The organism is Pauljensenia sp. OF14-1SRA, assembly GCF_027694595.1.
Taxonomy (GTDB): domain Bacteria; phylum Actinomycetota; class Actinomycetes; order Actinomycetales; family Actinomycetaceae; genus Pauljensenia; species Pauljensenia turicensis_B.
Genome location: NZ_JAQEVQ010000009.1, coordinates 47087 through 63959, shown reverse-complemented (window position 1 = coordinate 63959; position 16873 = coordinate 47087). Strand labels below are relative to the sequence as shown.

The following is a 16873-nucleotide window of genomic DNA, read 5'->3' as shown; positions in this document are numbered from 1 at the left end:
CGCTCACGATGTGCTTTTCGAGGGCGAAGGTCGCTAGGAACATGTGTGGCAACTAGTATGAGGGCTATGAATTCATCAGACGTGGATATGCCACTGCTCACCAGCATCCATTCCCCGTCGGATTTACGTACCCTTTCAGAGCCTCAACTTGTCCAACTTTCCAAGGAAATTCGTAGCTTCCTGATTACCAACGTGTCGAAAACCGGTGGACACCTGGGTCCCAATTTGGGCGTTGTTGAACTGACGATTGCCCTGCACCGAGTATTTCGTTCACCCAAAGACACGATTCTTTTTGACACCGGTCACCAGGCGTACGTCCACAAGCTTCTGACGGGTCGCCAGGACTTTTCCGGCCTGCGCCAAGAAGGCGGACTGTCTGGCTATCCCTCCCGCTCAGAATCAGATCACGACGTTATTGAGTCGTCGCACGCTTCAAGCTCACTGGCATGGGCCGATGGTATTTCCCGCGAGAAGAAACGCCGGGGCGACGCATCTTCAACGGTCGCCATCATCGGTGACGGTGCTCTGACCGGTGGTATGGCTTGGGAAGCGTTGAACACCATCGCCGAATCAACTGATCGTCGTGTTGTTGTAGTCGTCAACGACAATGGACGTTCCTACGCGCCAACAATCGGCGGTGTTGCCCATCATCTCGATGCGCTTCGCACCTCGGAAGGCTACGAACGTGCTCTTGCTTGGGGTAAGCGTCATCTGCTTGCTCTGGGGGATCCCGGTAAAGCGGCATACGACGCACTACACGGTCTGAAGACCGGCATCAAAGACGTTATTGCTCCTCAGGCAATGTTCGAAGACCTGGGCTTCAAATACTTAGGTCCCGTCAACGGACACAATGAGACCGAGCTTGAAACCGCGCTACAGCTCGCACGGACTTTAAAGTATCCCGTTCTTGTCCACGTCATCACCCAAAAGGGACGCGGTTTTACTCCCGCCGAAGAAGACATCGCTGATCGCTTCCACGCCGTTGGACCGATTCACCCCGAAACGGGACTCCCCGTTGCTCCGGCACGTTTCGGTTGGACCAGCGTATTTGCCGACGAGATTGTCAAAATTGCGCGCGAAGACGACACTGTTGTCGGTGTCACCGCAGCGATGATGGCTCCCGTCGGTTTGAAACCATTCCACGAGGAATTCCCGGACCGCGTTGTCGATGTGGGTATTGCTGAACAGGAAGCGATTGCTAGCGCTGCTGGCATGGCCTATGCGGGCGCTCATCCGGTTGTTGCGCTGTACGCAACCTTCCTTAATCGTGCTTTTGACCAGCTGTTAATGGACGTGGCATTGCACAAGGCTGGCGTGACGGTTGTTCTTGACCGTGCAGGTATCACCGGCACGGATGGCGCCTCGCACAATGGTGTCTGGGATATCGCGATGTGCTCGATCATCCCCTCACTTGAGCTCGCTGCCCCGCGTGATGAGGCAACTCTTCGCACCAGCTTGCGTCGCGCGGTGGGAGTGAAGGATCGGCCGACCGTTCTCCGCTACCGTAAAGGCTCTCTACCAGCGCCGATGAACGCAATTCGCTCAGTGAACGGTGTGGATGTTCTCTTTGAACCCGACACTGACGATGTTGATGTGCTCCTCGTAGTAGCGGGCGCTTTTGGTCCCGAGGGTCTTGAAACAGCACGCATTCTGACTGGACAGGGTAAGCGTGTTCGTGTTGTGGATCCTGTGTGGCTTCTACCGATCAACCCTGAACTTGCCAGTTTTGCCAAGCAGGCGCAACATGTGGTGACTCTGGAAGACGGCATCGTTGACGGCGGTTTTGGTTGGGGAGTGCGCGATCTTCTTGCCAACGAGTCCGTGGAAACTACCGTCATCACGCTGGGTGTGCCGAAGGTATTCCTGCAGCACGCCGAGCGCGAGTCCCTGCTGGAACAGTGCGGTTTGACGGCTCACCAGATTGCGGAACGTATTTCACGTACCCTCTCAAGAGAAGCTTGAATCCTAAAGAGTCACTCCAAGACATCCGCGATCGGGTCAAGACAAAGGTCCATCTGCCAATCCCTAGCACCCTTGTCAAACATCCTCTGTTCAATCTCGTCGCCACTGGGACGCTTCGGATCAAGAGGCGCCCACGCCAAGTAACGCTGAATACGAGGTTCAAGAATGACCTCGGGAGCAATACCAATTTCTTCAGAAAGCTCGGTCATTGCCCCGCGAACAGCAGCCAATCGCGCTGCAGCGTCAGGATCGATACGACCCCAGTTTCGCGCTTCGGGAACTGAACCTGGACGATGAGGAAGACGTAGCGGTGGCAAGTCGTCCTCATTTGCCGTTTCGGCCAGTCGGATCGCGCGTAACCAACGTTCAGCGTACTGCCTGGCAACAGGGGAGCGGAACTCAGAAATCGACAGCAACATGCGCTTATTCCGCGGAGGATTCAGCGCAGCCTGCACCAGAGCAGCATTGCGCACTAAACGACCGGGTGCCTTATCAAGTTCCTGAGCGATTTCTTCGCGCGCCTCCCACAAAGCCTTGAGGACTCCCAGGTTGCGCCGGCCTCGTATCTTTCCTGCGCCGGGAAGATTTCGCCAGCGGTCCCTCTTGGGCGCAGGCGGATCCAGGTGAGCCAGGTAGTCGCATTCTTCTTCCATCCACTCCCAGCGACCCGCGTCGTTCAGCTGGATGGACAAGCGACGGTAAAGTTCCGTCAACAATTCGACATCGAGGGCCGCATAGCGAAGCCAATCCTTCGATAGCGGACGAACCGACCAGTTAGATGCCTGGTGGTCTTTCACGAGGCCCAGACCGAGCACCTGCTCGCATACGGCAGCAAGACCGAACTTCTTTAACCCCAGAAGACGCGCGCCGACCTCAGTATCAAACAACGACGGGGGATTGAGCCCCACCTGTCGTAAATTCGGCAGATCCTGCAACGCATCGTGCAAAAGCCATACGTCGTTCACGCCCGCTTGAAGCGACGACAGGTCAGGCAATGCGGCTGTATCGATCAGGAAGGTACCAACATCTTCGCGTCGAATCTGAACCAAGTACGGGTCGTTGCCGTAACGGAAGCCCTGGGCGCGCTCAACATCCAGCGCGATGGGAGTGAGTCCTTGCTCTAGGTTGCGCCTAGCGTGATTAAGCGCATCAGCAGTATCGATGACACTAGGCACGCCTTCGCGCGGGGTAACGATCAGCTCCGGAGAATCAGTATCGCCGTCAGGTAAACCGCCGGTGTGGTGAATGCGCACTCTTAGACTCCCTCAAGGAATCGCTGGGATGCCACACCACTGGTACGAAGCATCAGATCTGTCCAAGCTCGCAGGTGAGCTCCCAAGTCAGTAGTCGAAGGCGTCCACGAGGCTCGGATTTCAACGTTGAGAGTGGAGCCTCGCAATGAAAGACCACCAAATGATTCTGAAAACTCCCGGGTGACTGTTCCCGTCAGGTCGTGATACACCGCGCCTTCTTCAACCAGGCAATCATCTGTCCACGCCCAGAGAGCTTCGGTGAGCAACGGGTCATGCCCCATTTCAGGGTCAACTTGCGAACGCAACTGCGCAACCAGGCGGTATGTTCCATTCCAGCCAGCTTGCTCGTCGGGATCATGCAGGATGACAAAACGTCCCTGAGCAAGAGGTTCTCTGCCATCGTTGGCCACCGTTCGCATGACAAGAGCTGCGGTGAAAGGCGCCATGCGTGAAGGTGGGGGAACTTCTTCGAACTCCAGAAGAGGACTATCGATAGCGCTACGCAGAGTTGCCAACGATTCAGCGAACTCTTCCATACCAGCGCGATTATCCACGCACTTAGGCTAAGTGAGTTAAAGCAAGCCCTTTGCTGGGCGCGCCGTCCACCGCGAAAATGACCCGCCACGATCCACGTCACACTGAGCAATGACGTTGTTTTTCTTAACCATCGCATCCGGTAGCAGTTCGCTAACTTATAGAGTAAAAACACGCACATTCGGAAAAGATACTGGCCACTTCTTTGCGGGGCGTATCGATGGGGAACTCGTTGCCTGGTCCATCGTGTGTCTTAGGCAAACGAGCGTGGCGCTACTACGCAGCTTCTGAAATTCAAGCAATGCCTCTTCGTGCGACAGACTGTCTTGTCTTCATTTGAATGCTGTCAGTGTGCACGATTGAGTGTTACTGAATGTGACCTCATGGGAATAGGGTCGGATCTGTCTGCGGGCTGAAGGGCTTGGCCGAGTTCAAGACGAAGTTCGCGAAAACTGCTACTTCCACGCCATCGCCCTACGAGATTATCGTTCGTCCGTGGGTTGTATCACTTGGTGCGTCGCGCAAGGAAGCGTGTACGCTCACCGAGGCTCTGAGTAATCTTTTCGCAAAATACTGCGGAAAACGGTGGCTGTGATGCGCGCAACGTTCGTTTGATTTCGCTTTTTCTGTGATTCCCTGTTAGTGTTTTCCCTGTTCGAAATGAACGCGTAAGTGTTCGAAGAGATACGCGGATGTGGCTCAGTTGGTAGAGCATCACCTTGCCAAGGTGAGGGTCGCGGGTTCGAGTCCCGTCATCCGCTCGGGCGATTGGCGCAGCGGGAGCGCGCTTCCCTGACACGGAAGAGGTCACTGGTTCGATCCCAGTATCGCCCACTCATTGTCTCTCAATTCTTTTTGGGACACGACGGGTAAATCCCAGTTCCAGATCAGTTGGGACAAGTTCGCGGATGTGGCTCAGTTGGTAGAGCATCACCTTGCCAAGGTGAGGGTCGCGGGTTCGAGTCCCGTCATCCGCTCGTTGAGCCCCGGATTCAACCTTTCCGATGGGTAAAGCGTGGTGGGTTGGCCGAGAGGCGAGGCAGCGGCCTGCAAAGCCGTATACACGGGTTCGAATCCCGTACCCACCTCGGGCGATTGGCGCAGGGGTAGCGCGCTTCCTTCACACGGAAGAGGTCACTGGTTCGATCCCAGTATCGCCCACTCAATGATTTCGTCTTTCCTGTGGGAAAGGCGTTTTTTATTTCCTCGTGGCAGGTCACCCAGTAATGAGGGTTTCCCCTTATATCCTTGAAAGAGCAAAACAGGTAGGCTGATCGGACACACACAAAGGTGGTTTGAATTCATGGTCTCTTCTCGCTCACGAGTGATTCTTCCCGTGATCTTGGGTGGCGATTTTGGTGTTTACGGAATCGGTCGCTCTTTCAACGAGGCCTTTGGATGTCGATGCCTGTGCGTATCAAATGAGCCCACCGTGTCCATCACAGGCTCGAACTTCTTCGACGTTCATCACATCGAAGCAGACGCATCTGACGACGTTCTTCTTCACGAACTTCGTGCAATTGCCAAAGAAAACGCTGATAAAGCATTGATTTTGATGGCAAACCACGACCTGCATTCAACCTTCATCGCTCGCAACTACGACCAGCTCGGCGAATACTACGCGCTCCCGTTCCCATCCCTGGAAACGATTGAGGTTCTTACAGACAAAGTCGCTTTTGCGCAGGCATGTGAAGACGCTGGCATTGATGCACCTCGAGGTATCGGCGTCGACATGTCTGACTATTCCGATCAGTGGGTTGCCCCTTCGATTCCCTTCGACTTCCCGATTGTTGCCAAGGCTGCCAGAGCAGATGCCTATGATCGTCTGCACTTTGAAGGCAAACGTAAGATTTGGTTCCTCGAAGATGAGGCCGAATTGGCACAGATGTGGAGAATGCTCGGAGAAGCCGGATTCCGCGATCTTTTTCTTGTCCAGGAACTGATCCCTGGCGATAACACCGCGATGCGTTCCATTACCGCATACGTCGATAGCCACGGCGACGTAACGTTGATCGGCTCGGCGCGAGTACTTCTTGAAGATCATGCACCGACCATGATCGGTAATCCGGTTGCCATGATCACCGAAGAATTCCCTGAACTGTGGCAACAAGCTGAACGCCTGCTGACACGTGCCGGATATCGCGGTTTTGCCAACTTTGACGTGAAGATCGATCCACGTGATAACCGCGCCGTATTCTTCGAAGTGAATCCTCGAATTGGACGCAACAATTGGTACATGACCGCAGGCGGAGCCAATCCGATGCTCGTCATGGTGGGCGATTTGATTGATGGTCAGCGCATGGAACAAAAGCGCATTTCGCGTGAAATTCTCTATTCGATGGTTCCAGACCGACTGCTGTTGCGATACTTGCGAGATGAACCTTTGAAGAAGCGCGTGAAATCGTTAATCAAGAACCATCGTCGCTTTGATCCGCTGATCAATCCGCACGAGGACAATGCAAAGCGGAACATGATTGTTCGCTTGCAACGTTTGAACCACTTGAGAAAATTTGCTCGCTACTATCCTCGACCGACTGACCGTTCATTCTGAGCCAGTGACTACGTGCTGGATTAATAAAGACGAAAGGCTTTACATGACTTCCACGAGTCTGCGACCGATTAGTGCACGCGACATGCAACATGCTGTTTCCGGCGTGGGCGGACTTCCTATCGAACAGTCGCAGCAGTGGGAAGAGTTTTCAGCTTCACAAGGACATCCTCTCTGGGCAGGGGAACTTGGTCGCCTTGCTTGGTATGAGAACGACAAATGCATCGCCGTCATCGCGCTGTTTGAATACAAGCTTCGCGCGTTGCGCTACTTGTGGGCAAAATCAGGTCCCGTCTGGATTCGTGAGGCTACTCCTGAACGCGAGGAACGCCTGCGCAAGGACCTACTGAAGTTTGTTCGCAGTCGCGATCGCGGAATTGTCTTCATCCGTCTGCATTCGTGGTTTGCTGCCAAGGATCTTGAAGAACCGTTGCAGATCGTGACATATGACCGCACCGTCATTATCGAAACCGGACGCGGGGATCGCGATGCAGTGCTCGAATCATTGACTTCTGATGGCAGGCGCACGCTTCGTCGTTCAACGAAGAAAGCCGATGAGTCCGGCGTTCAGATCCACGAGGAAACCGAGGCTGCCTCAGCTGATTTTTCACCGTACTACGAGGTCCTGAAGCAAACAGCTGAACGTGATGGATTCCGTCCGCACCCCATCGGCTATTACCAGTCGCTGTTGCGCATCCTAGGGTCGCAGCACGCTCGCGTGTTCACTGCTCGCACGCAAGACAACGAGATCCTCTGTTGGGATCTGGTGTTGCTTAACGGTAAGAATGCTCAAGCTGAGTACGGTGCTTCTTCGGATCACGGTCGCCGCTTGGGAAGTCCTGCGCTCTTGGACGTTGAGGTTGCAATCCTCCTTGGCAGTGAAGGATTTAAAGGATTCGACCTTCGAGGCATTCATTCTCCGCGTAATTCAACGCTGTTCCACGTTGGCCGTTACAAGCTTGCTTTCGCGACTTCGTACACGGATGTTGCTGGCGCTTGGGATCTGCCGGTATCGCGCCCGCAGTACACCATGGTGCGTTCGTTGCTGAATGCGAAGCGAAAGTTGCGTCGAGTTTCCCGTTAGTCACCTCTTTCGTTTCCGTCAGTTGTACACACGTGCGTCAAGATTTGTCCGTTGGTCGGTTCACTGAGGTGTTCGGGTGCGGTGATGAGGCGACCGGGCGAGTAGACTGTCAGCGGTATATTCATCGTTTGATCAAGGAGACATTCGTGTCCAGCATCGACCTCGTCATTGACCAAGAGAAGCAGACCGTGGAAAGTGGAACCACGGGTACTACTTGGTATGAGCAGCGTCGTGAGGTCGTTGCCCTCATGATTGACGGCACTCCTCGCGACCTGTTCACTGAATTTGAAGAGGGAATGACAGTCGAGGCAATCACTATTGATTCGCCCGCTGGCTTGGACATTCTTCGCCACAGCGCCACTCACGTGCTGGCTCAGGCAGTTCAGGACACCTTCCCGGATGTCAACCTTGGTATTGGTCCGTTCATTACCGATGGCTTCTATTACGACTTCGGCAATATCGATTCGGTGACCCCCGAACTGATGCGTGAACTCGAAAAGAAGATGAAGCGCATCGTGAAGGAAGGCCAGTCGTTCGTCCGTCGCGTCATTTCCGAGGACGAGGCCCGTGTTGAGCTCGCAGACCAGCCGTACAAGCTGGAACTTGTCACCACGAAGGGCTCGGGTGCAGAAGGCGCTTCAGTTGAGGTCGGTGGCCACGAGCTCACCATATACGACAACGTTCGCAGAGACGGCACCGTTGCATGGAAAGACCTCTGTCGAGGACCGCACCTGCCGAACACCCGCCTGATCGGCAACGGCTTTGCACTCACCAAGGCATCAGCCGCCTATTGGAAGGGCGACCAGTCCGGAGATCACCTGCAGCGTATCTACGGCACTGCGTGGGCCTCGAAGGACGACCTCGTCGCCTACCAGGAGCGTATCAAGGAAGCCGAACGTCGCGATCACCGTCGCCTGGGCGCAGAACTTGATCTGTTCTCCTTCCCGGAGGAAATTGGCCCCGGCCTTGTCGTCTTCCACCCCAAGGGGGGCATCCTGCGTCACGAGATTGAGAAGTATGTGATCGAACGCCACGAGCAGTTTGGCTTCGACTTCGTTCACACCCCCGAGATCTCTAAGGGCGGTCTGTTCCACACTTCCGGCCACCTGCCGTACTACGCGGACACGATGTTCCCACCCATGCAGGTTGACGAGGAACGCGACGAAGAAGGCAACATCACGAAGGCTGGCCAGGAGTACTACCTCAAGGCCATGAACTGCCCGATGCACAACCTGATCTTCCGCTCACGCGGTCGTTCCTACCGTGAACTTCCCGCACGATTCTTCGAGATGGGCCACGATTACCGCTACGAGAAGAGCGGTGTTGTCCACGGCCTGACCCGTATGCGTGGCTTCACTCAGGATGACTCGCACACGTACTGCACGCCCGAGCAGGCAGGCGAAGAAATTCGCTCACAGATCAACTTCTTCCTGTCCATCTTGGAAGCATTTGGCCTGAATGACTTCTACCTTGAACTGTCGACGCGCGACGAAGACGGCAAGAAGAAGGACAAGTTCATCGGTTCCGATGAAGACTGGGCGAACGCCACGAAGGCTCTTGAAGACGCTTGTGCGGCAACCGGTCTGCAACTGGTTCCAGATCCGGGTGGCGCAGCATTCTACGGTCCGAAGGTTTCCGTGCAGGTCAAGGATGCTATCGGCCGTACGTGGCAGATGTCGACCATTCAGTACGACTTCAACCAGCCCGAGCGTTTCGACCTCGAATACACGGCTGCTGACGGCTCACGCCAGCGCCCGGTCATGATTCACTCGGCGAAGCTTGGCTCCGTCGAACGCTTCATCGGTGTTCTGACCGAGCACTACGCGGGTGCATTCCCAGCATGGCTTGCTCCAGTCCAGGTGAAGATTGTCCCGGTTGCCGAGGCGTTTGCTGACTATGTCGACCAGGTCGCTGCCAAGCTCAAGGCCGAAGGCATCCGCGTAGAGGTTGACCACTCCGACGATCGTTTCGGTAAGAAGATCCGAAACGCATCGAAGGAAAAGGTCCCCTTTACCCTGATTGCTGGTGGCGAAGATGTTGAAGCCGGTGCGGTGTCCTTCCGTTTCCGTGACGGCTCGCAGGACAACGGCGTGGCTATCGACGATGCTGTTGCGCGTATCGTGAACCACGTCCGTAGGCGCAACAACTCGGACCTTTTTGCCGAACAGGACTGAACATCATGAGTGACGTTGAGCCACTGGTTGAAGATTCCCGTGAAATAGCGGGCACTCCGGATGCCTTCAAACGTTTCTGGACGCCGTACCGCATGGCATATATCAATGGCGAAGGCAAACCATCAGACTCAACGGATCACACCTGCCCGTTCTGCGTAGCTCCATCGAAGAGCGATGAGGCCGCTTTGATCGTCTATCGCGGTCGCCGTGCGTTCGTGCTGATGAACCTGTTCCCTTACAATTCTGGGCACCTTCTGGTCTGTCCGTACCGTCACGTCGCTGACTACACGGATTTAACCGATGAAGAGCGCGTTGAAGTGGGGGAGCTGACGGCTACCTCTATGCGAGTTCTTCGCGCTACCAGTGGGCCGCAGGGCTTTAACCTGGGGATGAATCAGGGTGATGTCGCTGGAGCGGGAATTGCTGCTCACCTGCATCAACACATCGTTCCGCGCTGGCTTGGGGATGCTAACTTCCTGCCGATTATTGCTCAGACGAAAGCTGTTCCCCAGCTTTTATCAGATGCGCGCCAAATGCTCGCTGACGCTTGGCCGAAGGAATCCTGATGCTTGGAAATCACGGTCGTTCACTGACGAAGACGATCTTTACACCGCTTGCACGCCTCCTAGCCAAACTTGGGGTCAGTGCGAATGCGGTGACGATCATCGGAACAATTGCCAGCGTTGGTGTAGCGTGCACGACTATTCCATTCGGCTACGTCTGGCAAGGTGGCATTGCGCTGGGCCTCGTTCTTTTCGCAGACTCAGTTGACGGCACACTGGCACGTATGACGACAGGTGGGTCGCGCTTCGGCGCCTTCCTTGACTCAACGCTGGACCGTATTTCCGACGGCGCAGTATTCGCATCCGTGTGCGCGTGGTTGATCTTCGGATGGGAGCCCTCAACCGCACGCACGGTTGGACTGGTTGGAGGACTCATCGCCATCGTCGGCACCGGAGCCGTTCCCTACGCTCGAGCACGCGCCGAATCCATCGGAGTTCTGGCCAAAGTTGGTATCGCGGAACGAACCGACCGGTTGATCGTTGTCCTCGTCGGGGCTGCTTTGACCGACTGGGGATGTGGACAGTGGTGGGCCGTCGCAGGCCTCATCTGGGTCGCCTTCGCCTCCCTATTCACCGTCGGCCAGCGAATCGCATTTACTGCTGGTGCACTGAAGAAGATCGACGGCCATATCTGAGAAGCCCCGCGTCTACGTAGGCAATTAACGGAGAATCAGTGACATACGAAAGTGCATCATCCGGTCCTGGAGAACAGTTCCGGCTTTCGCGTATTCGCCCCGACGTGCCCAGAGCAAACATGGTTTCTCCGACGACGCATTATTCAGCGCCAATGTGGAACGTACCCCAGCCTCAACATTTTCGCCTTCCGCGTTTCGAAACGTCAATCATTACTGTCTCAGCGATCTGTATCGCGCTGAGCATTTACGGATACATTTCGCTGAGCGACGCATCAACCACCGCCTACTTAGCATTCCTTGCTTCCTTCCCTCTGGTCGTTGTTCTGGGGTTCTTCATTCACTTGGATCGTCACGAGCCAGAACCCTTGTGGACGAAAAGTGTTGCTTTCGTCTGGGGTGCGGGCGTCGCCATTGTTGGGGCATCCGTATTGAACTCTGCACTGCTCCTCAACGCCACGCTGGTACTTGGCGATGAAATGGAAGCAATGCGGTGGACAGCCGTATATGTTGCCCCTCCGGTCGAAGAAACACTCAAAGCACTCGGTGTTCTGTTCATCATCCTCGCCCGTAGAAGCACCATTCACTCCCTGATTGACGGTATTGTCTATGCCGGCTTTTCCGGCGCAGGCTTCGCTTTCATCGAGAACATTCAATACTTCCTGCAGGCAAGCCAAGAAGGATCAGCGGCCCTGACCGTCACTGTCATCCTTCGTGGGGTTTTCAGCCCATTCCTGCACCCGATGGCCACATCATTCACCGGCCTTGCTCTCGCTTTTGCGCTGATTCGCATACGCTCCTGGCTACCCCGTACCATCGTCAGTCTTCTGGGATTAACCATCGCAATGTACGTTCACGGATTGTGGAACTATGCGGGAACCTCAGAAGCTGCCAGTTTTATTACCAACTATCTTTTTGTCGAGATTCCACTGTTCGTCGGCTGGATGATTGTGCTGACCTGGATTTCACGACGCGAATTGAAGACCGTTCGTGAAGGGCTCATTCCCTACGTCCAAGCCGGATGGGTCCTTCCCGCCGAGGTGGTCATGGTCAGTGAGAAAGCCGGTCGCAGAACCGCGATGAACTGGGTGAAGCCTGCGGGCAAGGACGCGCAAAAAGCAATGAGACGATTCCTTTCTAATCTTGCCGCCCTGGGGCTTGATCAAAAGCTCCAAGAACGTTTGGGTGCCGATGATTCTCGCATCGAATTCGACCGACAATTGGTTGCTCAGGTCACTCAAGATCGTCAGTTCTTCCTCAATGCGATGACGCAGACGACATTGAATAAGGCGAGGTAATCCATGTCTGGTCTTGATGAAAACGAATGGCCTGTAGATGCAGACGGCTACCCGCACCGACAAGCGGCTCGCGTGATCCTTTTTGATGAGAATGGCAGATTGCTCCTTGCCAAAGGACACGATCGCGATCAGCCGGAACGCCAGTGGTGGTTCACCATCGGTGGCGGAATTATGGAGGGGGAGAATCCCGCAGAAGCAGCATGTCGAGAGCTCTTTGAAGAAACGGGGATTGTCTTAGAACCCGATACTCTTGTTGGCCCCGTGATCTATCGTGAAGCAACCTTCGACTTTTTATCCATCACCGCCAAACAGGACGAGTGGTTCTTCATCGCTCACACTCAATGTGTCACGCTGAACGATGATGGGTGGACCGACCTAGAACGCGACGTGATTGACGAACAGCGCTGGTGGGATCTAGATGAGCTTGCTCAACGGGCACTGAACGGTGAGGTCTACCCCCTCAATCTTGCGACTCTTGCCCAATCATGGGTGAACGGTTGGGACGGTCAGCTTCACCGTATTCGCGAATCAAGTGCCTGCTCAGGAAGCGGCGAAGAGTGAACGTATCAGATCGGATGAACATTTCCGATCCGATACGCCTTTAATCAGAAGCTCTGACAATTGAGAATCTGTTGGTACTCAGTGTGCGCTTAGGTGCGAGGAACCCCCGATAGTCCCAATGGCTCAATCAAGAGATCCAGTTGTGCAACGTTCAGTGAATACTTTACTTGCTCACGAACTGTGGGCTTTGCGCAGAAAGCGATTCCCACACCTGCCCGTTGGAGCATTGGAATATCGTTTGCTCCATCTCCGATGGCGACTGTCTGGTTAACATCCAGTCCGTGCAATAGACGCCACTCTTCCAACGCCTGAACCTTGGCGTCCGCGGTCACGATTGCCCCCAGGACCTTACCCGTCAAGAAGCCGTTGGTGACCTCAAGTCGGTTAGCCAAGTAATGATCGATGTTCAGCTGGTGACAAAGAGGAGAAACAACTTCCTCGAAGCCACCTGAGACCACACCGAAAAAACCGCCGTGGGCATGAACCGCATCAATCAGATCGCGAACACCGGGCGTAGGAGTGATCGAATGAAGAACCTCGTCGAACACCGTAGCGGGAACACCCGCCAAGGTGGAGACACGGAGGCGCAAAGATTCGGCGAAGTCTATCTCGCCGTTCATTGCCCGCGCGGTGATGTCAGCAACCTGCCCGCGCGTCCCAGCGAAATGCGCCAACTCTTCGATGACTTCTTGGGCGATCAAAGTTGAATCAACATCGGTGACGATCAGGCGAGGCAGGGGTGAAAATGCGTCTCTCCCGAACGCCGAAGCGTCCGGGAGAGAACAGGGTGTATTACTCAACGGGTAACAACCGTTCCCTTGGGGACAACGGTAATACCGGAATCTGTGACCGTGAAGCCACGTTCACGGTCGTGCGTGTGGTCAAGACCAATCACAGCACCTTCTTCGAGAACAACGTTCTTGTCGAGGATTGCCTTGGATACCACTGCGTGGCGACCAATACGGCACCCATCCATCACAACCGAGTCAGTGACTTGAGCCCAGGAGTGGATGTAGCAACCGGGGGAGATAACCGAGTGGTAGACCTCGCCACCGGAAATGATGACGCCGGGGGAGACGAAGGAGTCAACCGCGTGACCCATTCGCGAGTGCTCTTCGCCGTACACGAATTTAGCCGGTGGCAGGGAACCGTCGATCATCGTCATCGTCGGCCACTTGTGGTTGTACAGATTGAACACGGGGTGGACTGAAATCAGGTCCATGTTGGCGTCATAGTAGGCGTCGAGGGTACCAACGTCGCGCCAGTAGTTACGGTCGCGGTCGGTCGAACCCGGGACGTCGTTGTCTTGGAAGTCGTATACACCGCACTCACCACGCTCGACGAACCACGGGATGATGTTGCCACCCATATCGTGCTTGGACTCGGGGTTGTGTGCGTCCTCGCGGAGAGCCTTGATCAGGTCCTTCGTGGTGAACACGTAGTTGCCCATGGAAGCGAGCACCTTGGTGGGATCATCGGCAAGGCCGACAGCGTTCTTCGGCTTTTCGAGGAACTGGTTGATCTTGCCGTCTGCCGAGTCGATCACGCCGAGAGCGGAAGCAAGTTCGATCGGCTGACGGATACCTGCGACCGTGGCCGGGAGTCCGGAATCGATGTGGTGCTGAACCATCTGAGAGAAGTCCATACGGTAGATGTTGTCGGCACCAATGATGACGATGTAGTCGGGTTGCTCATCATCGACGATGTTCAGGGACTGGTAGATAGCGTCAGCGCTACCCAAGTACCAGTGAGGCCCGCGACGCTGCTGAGCCGGAACAGGGGCGATGAAGTTACCGAGAAGAGGAGACGTGTACCAGGTCTTGGTGACATGGCGGTCAAGCGAGTGGGACTTGTACTGGGTCAACACGATGATCTTCAGATAACCGGAGTTCACGATGTTGGACAGAGCAAAGTCGATCAAACGATAGTGTCCACCGAAGGGAACAGCGGGCTTAGCGCGGTCGTCGGTCAGCGGCATCAGTCGCTTTCCCTCACCACCCGCAAGAACAATTGCGAGAACATGATTTTTGGCCATGGACTAAGCCTATGAGAGTCAGTGTGATCTTGCACGCACATTCCACTGTGTGGCGCCCATCACATATGGTCATTGAATTCGTAACTATGTGCACGCATGTGGGGGTTCGCCGGTGAGTGCTCTGTGCTCGCGGTAGGCTAGCCCAAGAAGTTTGTGCCTTCCCTGAAAGGACCATCATGCGCGTTGACCTGCTGACCCGCGAGTATCCGCCCTTTGTTTATGGAGGTGCAGGTGTTCACGTTACCGAACTTGCTAAAGTTCTGCGTCCCCGCCTCGACGAGGTTCGCGTTCACGCGTTTGACGGGCCTCGTGAACCCGGAACCGAAGGAGCCGAAACTGGAGTTGTCGGCCACGCTGACCTAGCGGAACTGGCAGGAGCGAACGCGGCACTGAAAACGCTCGGCGTAGATCTTTCCATCGCTGCCCAGACCGAAGGCGCAGACCTGGTTCACTCGCACACCTGGTACGCAAACTTTGCCGGCCATCTTTCGGCTCTGCTTAACGATATTCCGCACGTCATTTCAGCACACTCTCTGGAGCCCTTGCGCCCCTGGAAAGCCGAGCAGCTGGGTGGTGGCTACCGCATTTCTTCCTACATCGAGAAGACGTCGTACGAGGCCTCTGCCGGCATTGTTGCAGTTTCGAACGGTATGAAGGCCGACATTCTGCGCTGCTACCCGAACGTTGACGACGCGAAGGTTCACGTCATTCACAACGGCATTGATCTGGCGAAGTGGCGTGCTCCGTCTACCGACGCTGAACGCGAGAACCAAGAACGCGTTCTGAAGACGTATTCGATTGATCCGACCAAGCGAACCGTTGTGTTCGTTGGACGCATTACGCGTCAAAAGGGTCTGCCCCATTTTCTGCGCGCAGCGAACCTGCTTCCCGATGACGTTCAGATTGTTTTGTGTGCGGGTGCTCCCGATACTCCGCAGATTGCAGCCGAAGTTGATGCGCTTGTGAAGGATCTGCAGGCGAAGCGTCAGGGCGTCATCCTCATCTCTGAGATGCTCCCGCAACCTGACATTGCAGCAATTCTGGATGCATCGACCGTGTTCATCACCCCGTCGGTCTACGAGCCACTCGGTATTGTGAACCTCGAAGCGATGGCGCTGAGTCTGCCCGTTGTTGGTACGGCAACGGGCGGTATTCCCGATGTCATCGTCGACGGCGAGACCGGGTATCTGGTTCCGATCGAACAAATGGATGACGGCACCGGCACTCCTCTGAAGCCCGATACCTTCGTTCATGATATGGCCGAGCGCCTGATCGCAGTCCTCGATAACCCTCAGGGCGCCAAGACGATGGGAGTGGCAGGCCTGACGCGTGCTCGCGACCACTTCTCTTGGGATGCCATCGGCCAGAAGACCGCGGCTCTGTATCGCACACTGGTGTGAGTCAGCCGATTATATTTCGGCGACAAAGGTAGGCTTATAGGTATGACTTATGTCCTTGAATGTGTGGATGCAACTGTAAGGAAACGTGGAACTGCGATTCTTGATTCGGTGTCTTTTAGCACCGAACACGGCCAGCATTGGGTGATTCTTGGCCCGAATGGCGCGGGTAAGACAACTCTTATCCGAGCGCTAGCCGGTCGTGAAGCATTGGCGCAGGGCAGGGTGACACTTGATGGCGAAGACGTTTCTGCTCTCGACCGTCAAGAACTTGCTTCCCGCGTTGCACTTGTTTCGAAGTCTCTTGCCCCCTCCATTCGTGCACACCAAACTGTTCGCGACCTTGTTCGCACGGCAGCGTGGGGTATCGCAATTCATCGCGACGAAGAATACGAAGCTCAAGATGATGCGCGTTGCGACAATCTGCTTGTCGCGTTCGGTATTGACCATTTGGCGGATCGTCAGTTTGGAACTCTCTCTGAGGGCGAAGCGCAACGCGTGTTGCTTGCTCGAAGCCTGATGACAGACCCGGAGATCCTGATTCTTGATGAGCCTACCGCTGGCTTGGATCTTGGCGCCCGCGAACTATTGATCGGAGCTCTTGAAGAGATCATTTCCGGTCCGCATGCTCCGCAGGTCATTTTGGTTACACACCAGGTGGAAGAAATTCCCAGCGGAATGACGCACGCGGTCTTGATGGATGGAGCAAAGGTCGTCCAGTCGGGCGCAATTGATTCCGTCATCACCGGAGTGAATCTGTCAGCGACGTATTGTCTGCCTCTGAGCGCCGGTAACGACAACGGACGCTGGTGGGCTCGCGCCGTCAGGTAAG

The 16873-nt window shown here is 55.3% G+C and carries 14 protein-coding genes and 5 tRNA genes; 15 read left to right on the top strand and 4 right to left on the bottom strand.

The features are described from left to right. The first annotated feature begins 66 nt into the window (after positions 1-66). Complete coding sequence (dxs, locus tag PG731_RS06150) at positions 67-1962, top strand: 1-deoxy-D-xylulose-5-phosphate synthase (protein ID WP_270772818.1); 1896 nt, start codon at positions 67-69, stop codon at positions 1960-1962. Positions 1963-1973: 11 nt separating this feature from the next. Here the strand turns inward: dxs and PG731_RS06145 are convergent, their stop codons facing one another. Together PG731_RS06145 and PG731_RS06140 are read right to left on the bottom strand one after the other, a co-directional pair. After that, positions 1974-3215: an HRDC domain-containing protein gene (locus tag PG731_RS06145; protein ID WP_270772817.1), complete on the bottom strand. Its 1242-nt coding sequence runs from the start codon at positions 3213-3215 to the stop codon at positions 1974-1976. A gap of 2 nt (positions 3216-3217) precedes the next feature. Next, on the bottom strand, positions 3218-3751 hold the full coding sequence (locus PG731_RS06140; protein ID WP_270772836.1) for a DUF3000 domain-containing protein: 534 nt from the start codon (positions 3749-3751) through the stop codon (positions 3218-3220). A 686-nt stretch (positions 3752-4437) separates the two neighbouring features. Between PG731_RS06140 and PG731_RS06135 the strand changes: the two genes are divergently transcribed. From PG731_RS06135 to PG731_RS06080, 12 genes are all read left to right on the top strand, one after another. Beyond that, positions 4438-4510 (top strand) — tRNA-Gly (locus tag PG731_RS06135). A gap of 1 nt (position 4511) precedes the next feature. After that, positions 4512-4583, top strand: a tRNA-Val gene (locus tag PG731_RS06130). A gap of 70 nt (positions 4584-4653) precedes the next feature. Next, positions 4654-4726 (top strand) — tRNA-Gly (locus PG731_RS06125). A 40-nt stretch (positions 4727-4766) separates the two neighbouring features. After that, positions 4767-4837: transfer RNA gene (locus PG731_RS06120), tRNA-Cys, on the top strand. A gap of 1 nt (position 4838) precedes the next feature. Further along, positions 4839-4910 (top strand) — tRNA-Val (locus tag PG731_RS06115). 142 nt (positions 4911-5052) lie between these two features. After that, positions 5053-6300, top strand: a complete 1248-nt coding sequence (locus PG731_RS06110; protein ID WP_270772816.1) for a carboxylate--amine ligase — start codon at positions 5053-5055, stop codon at positions 6298-6300. Between the two features lie 43 nt (positions 6301-6343). Then, on the top strand, positions 6344-7381 hold the full coding sequence (locus PG731_RS06105) for a lipid II:glycine glycyltransferase FemX (RefSeq protein WP_270772815.1): 1038 nt from the start codon (positions 6344-6346) through the stop codon (positions 7379-7381). A gap of 146 nt (positions 7382-7527) precedes the next feature. Further along, positions 7528-9555 carry a threonine--tRNA ligase gene (thrS, locus tag PG731_RS06100; RefSeq protein WP_270772814.1) on the top strand — a complete coding sequence of 676 codons (2028 nt, stop codon included), beginning with the start codon at positions 7528-7530 and terminating at the stop codon, positions 9553-9555. Positions 9556-9560: 5 nt separating this feature from the next. Beyond that, the gene (locus tag PG731_RS06095; protein WP_101627806.1) at positions 9561-10121 is read left to right on the top strand and encodes an HIT family protein; all 561 of its coding nucleotides are present in this window, start codon (positions 9561-9563) and stop codon (positions 10119-10121) included. After that, a complete protein-coding gene (pgsA, locus tag PG731_RS06090) occupies positions 10121-10753 on the top strand; it encodes a phosphatidylinositol phosphate synthase (protein WP_270772811.1) in 633 nt (210 codons plus the stop codon). Before PG731_RS06095 ends, pgsA begins: the two co-directional genes overlap by 1 nt. A 38-nt stretch (positions 10754-10791) precedes the next feature. Next, positions 10792-12048: a PrsW family intramembrane metalloprotease gene (locus tag PG731_RS06085; protein ID WP_270772810.1), complete on the top strand. Its 1257-nt coding sequence runs from the start codon at positions 10792-10794 to the stop codon at positions 12046-12048. A 3-nt stretch (positions 12049-12051) separates the two neighbouring features. Beyond that, positions 12052-12609: an NUDIX hydrolase gene (locus tag PG731_RS06080; RefSeq protein ID WP_270772809.1), complete on the top strand. Its 558-nt coding sequence runs from the start codon at positions 12052-12054 to the stop codon at positions 12607-12609. An 89-nt stretch (positions 12610-12698) separates the two neighbouring features. On the opposite strand, the gene serB is transcribed toward PG731_RS06080, so the two are convergent. Both serB and glgC read right to left on the bottom strand, forming a co-directional pair. Further along, positions 12699-13409, bottom strand: a complete 711-nt coding sequence (gene serB, locus PG731_RS06075) for a phosphoserine phosphatase SerB (protein WP_442952658.1) — start codon at positions 13407-13409, stop codon at positions 12699-12701. Continuing rightward, positions 13406-14644: a glucose-1-phosphate adenylyltransferase gene (glgC, locus tag PG731_RS06070; protein ID WP_270772808.1), complete on the bottom strand. Its 1239-nt coding sequence runs from the start codon at positions 14642-14644 to the stop codon at positions 13406-13408. The genes serB and glgC overlap by 4 nt, the downstream gene beginning before the upstream one ends. Before the next feature lie 176 nt (positions 14645-14820). Between glgC and glgA the strand changes: the two genes are divergently transcribed. Together glgA and PG731_RS06060 are read left to right on the top strand one after the other, a co-directional pair. After that, positions 14821-16044 (top strand): glycogen synthase, encoded by a 1224-nt coding sequence (gene glgA, locus PG731_RS06065; RefSeq protein WP_270772807.1) that lies wholly within the window; start codon positions 14821-14823, stop codon positions 16042-16044. A gap of 42 nt (positions 16045-16086) precedes the next feature. Continuing rightward, positions 16087-16872: an ABC transporter ATP-binding protein gene (locus PG731_RS06060; RefSeq protein WP_270772806.1), complete on the top strand. Its 786-nt coding sequence runs from the start codon at positions 16087-16089 to the stop codon at positions 16870-16872. Position 16873: the final 1 nt, after the last annotated feature.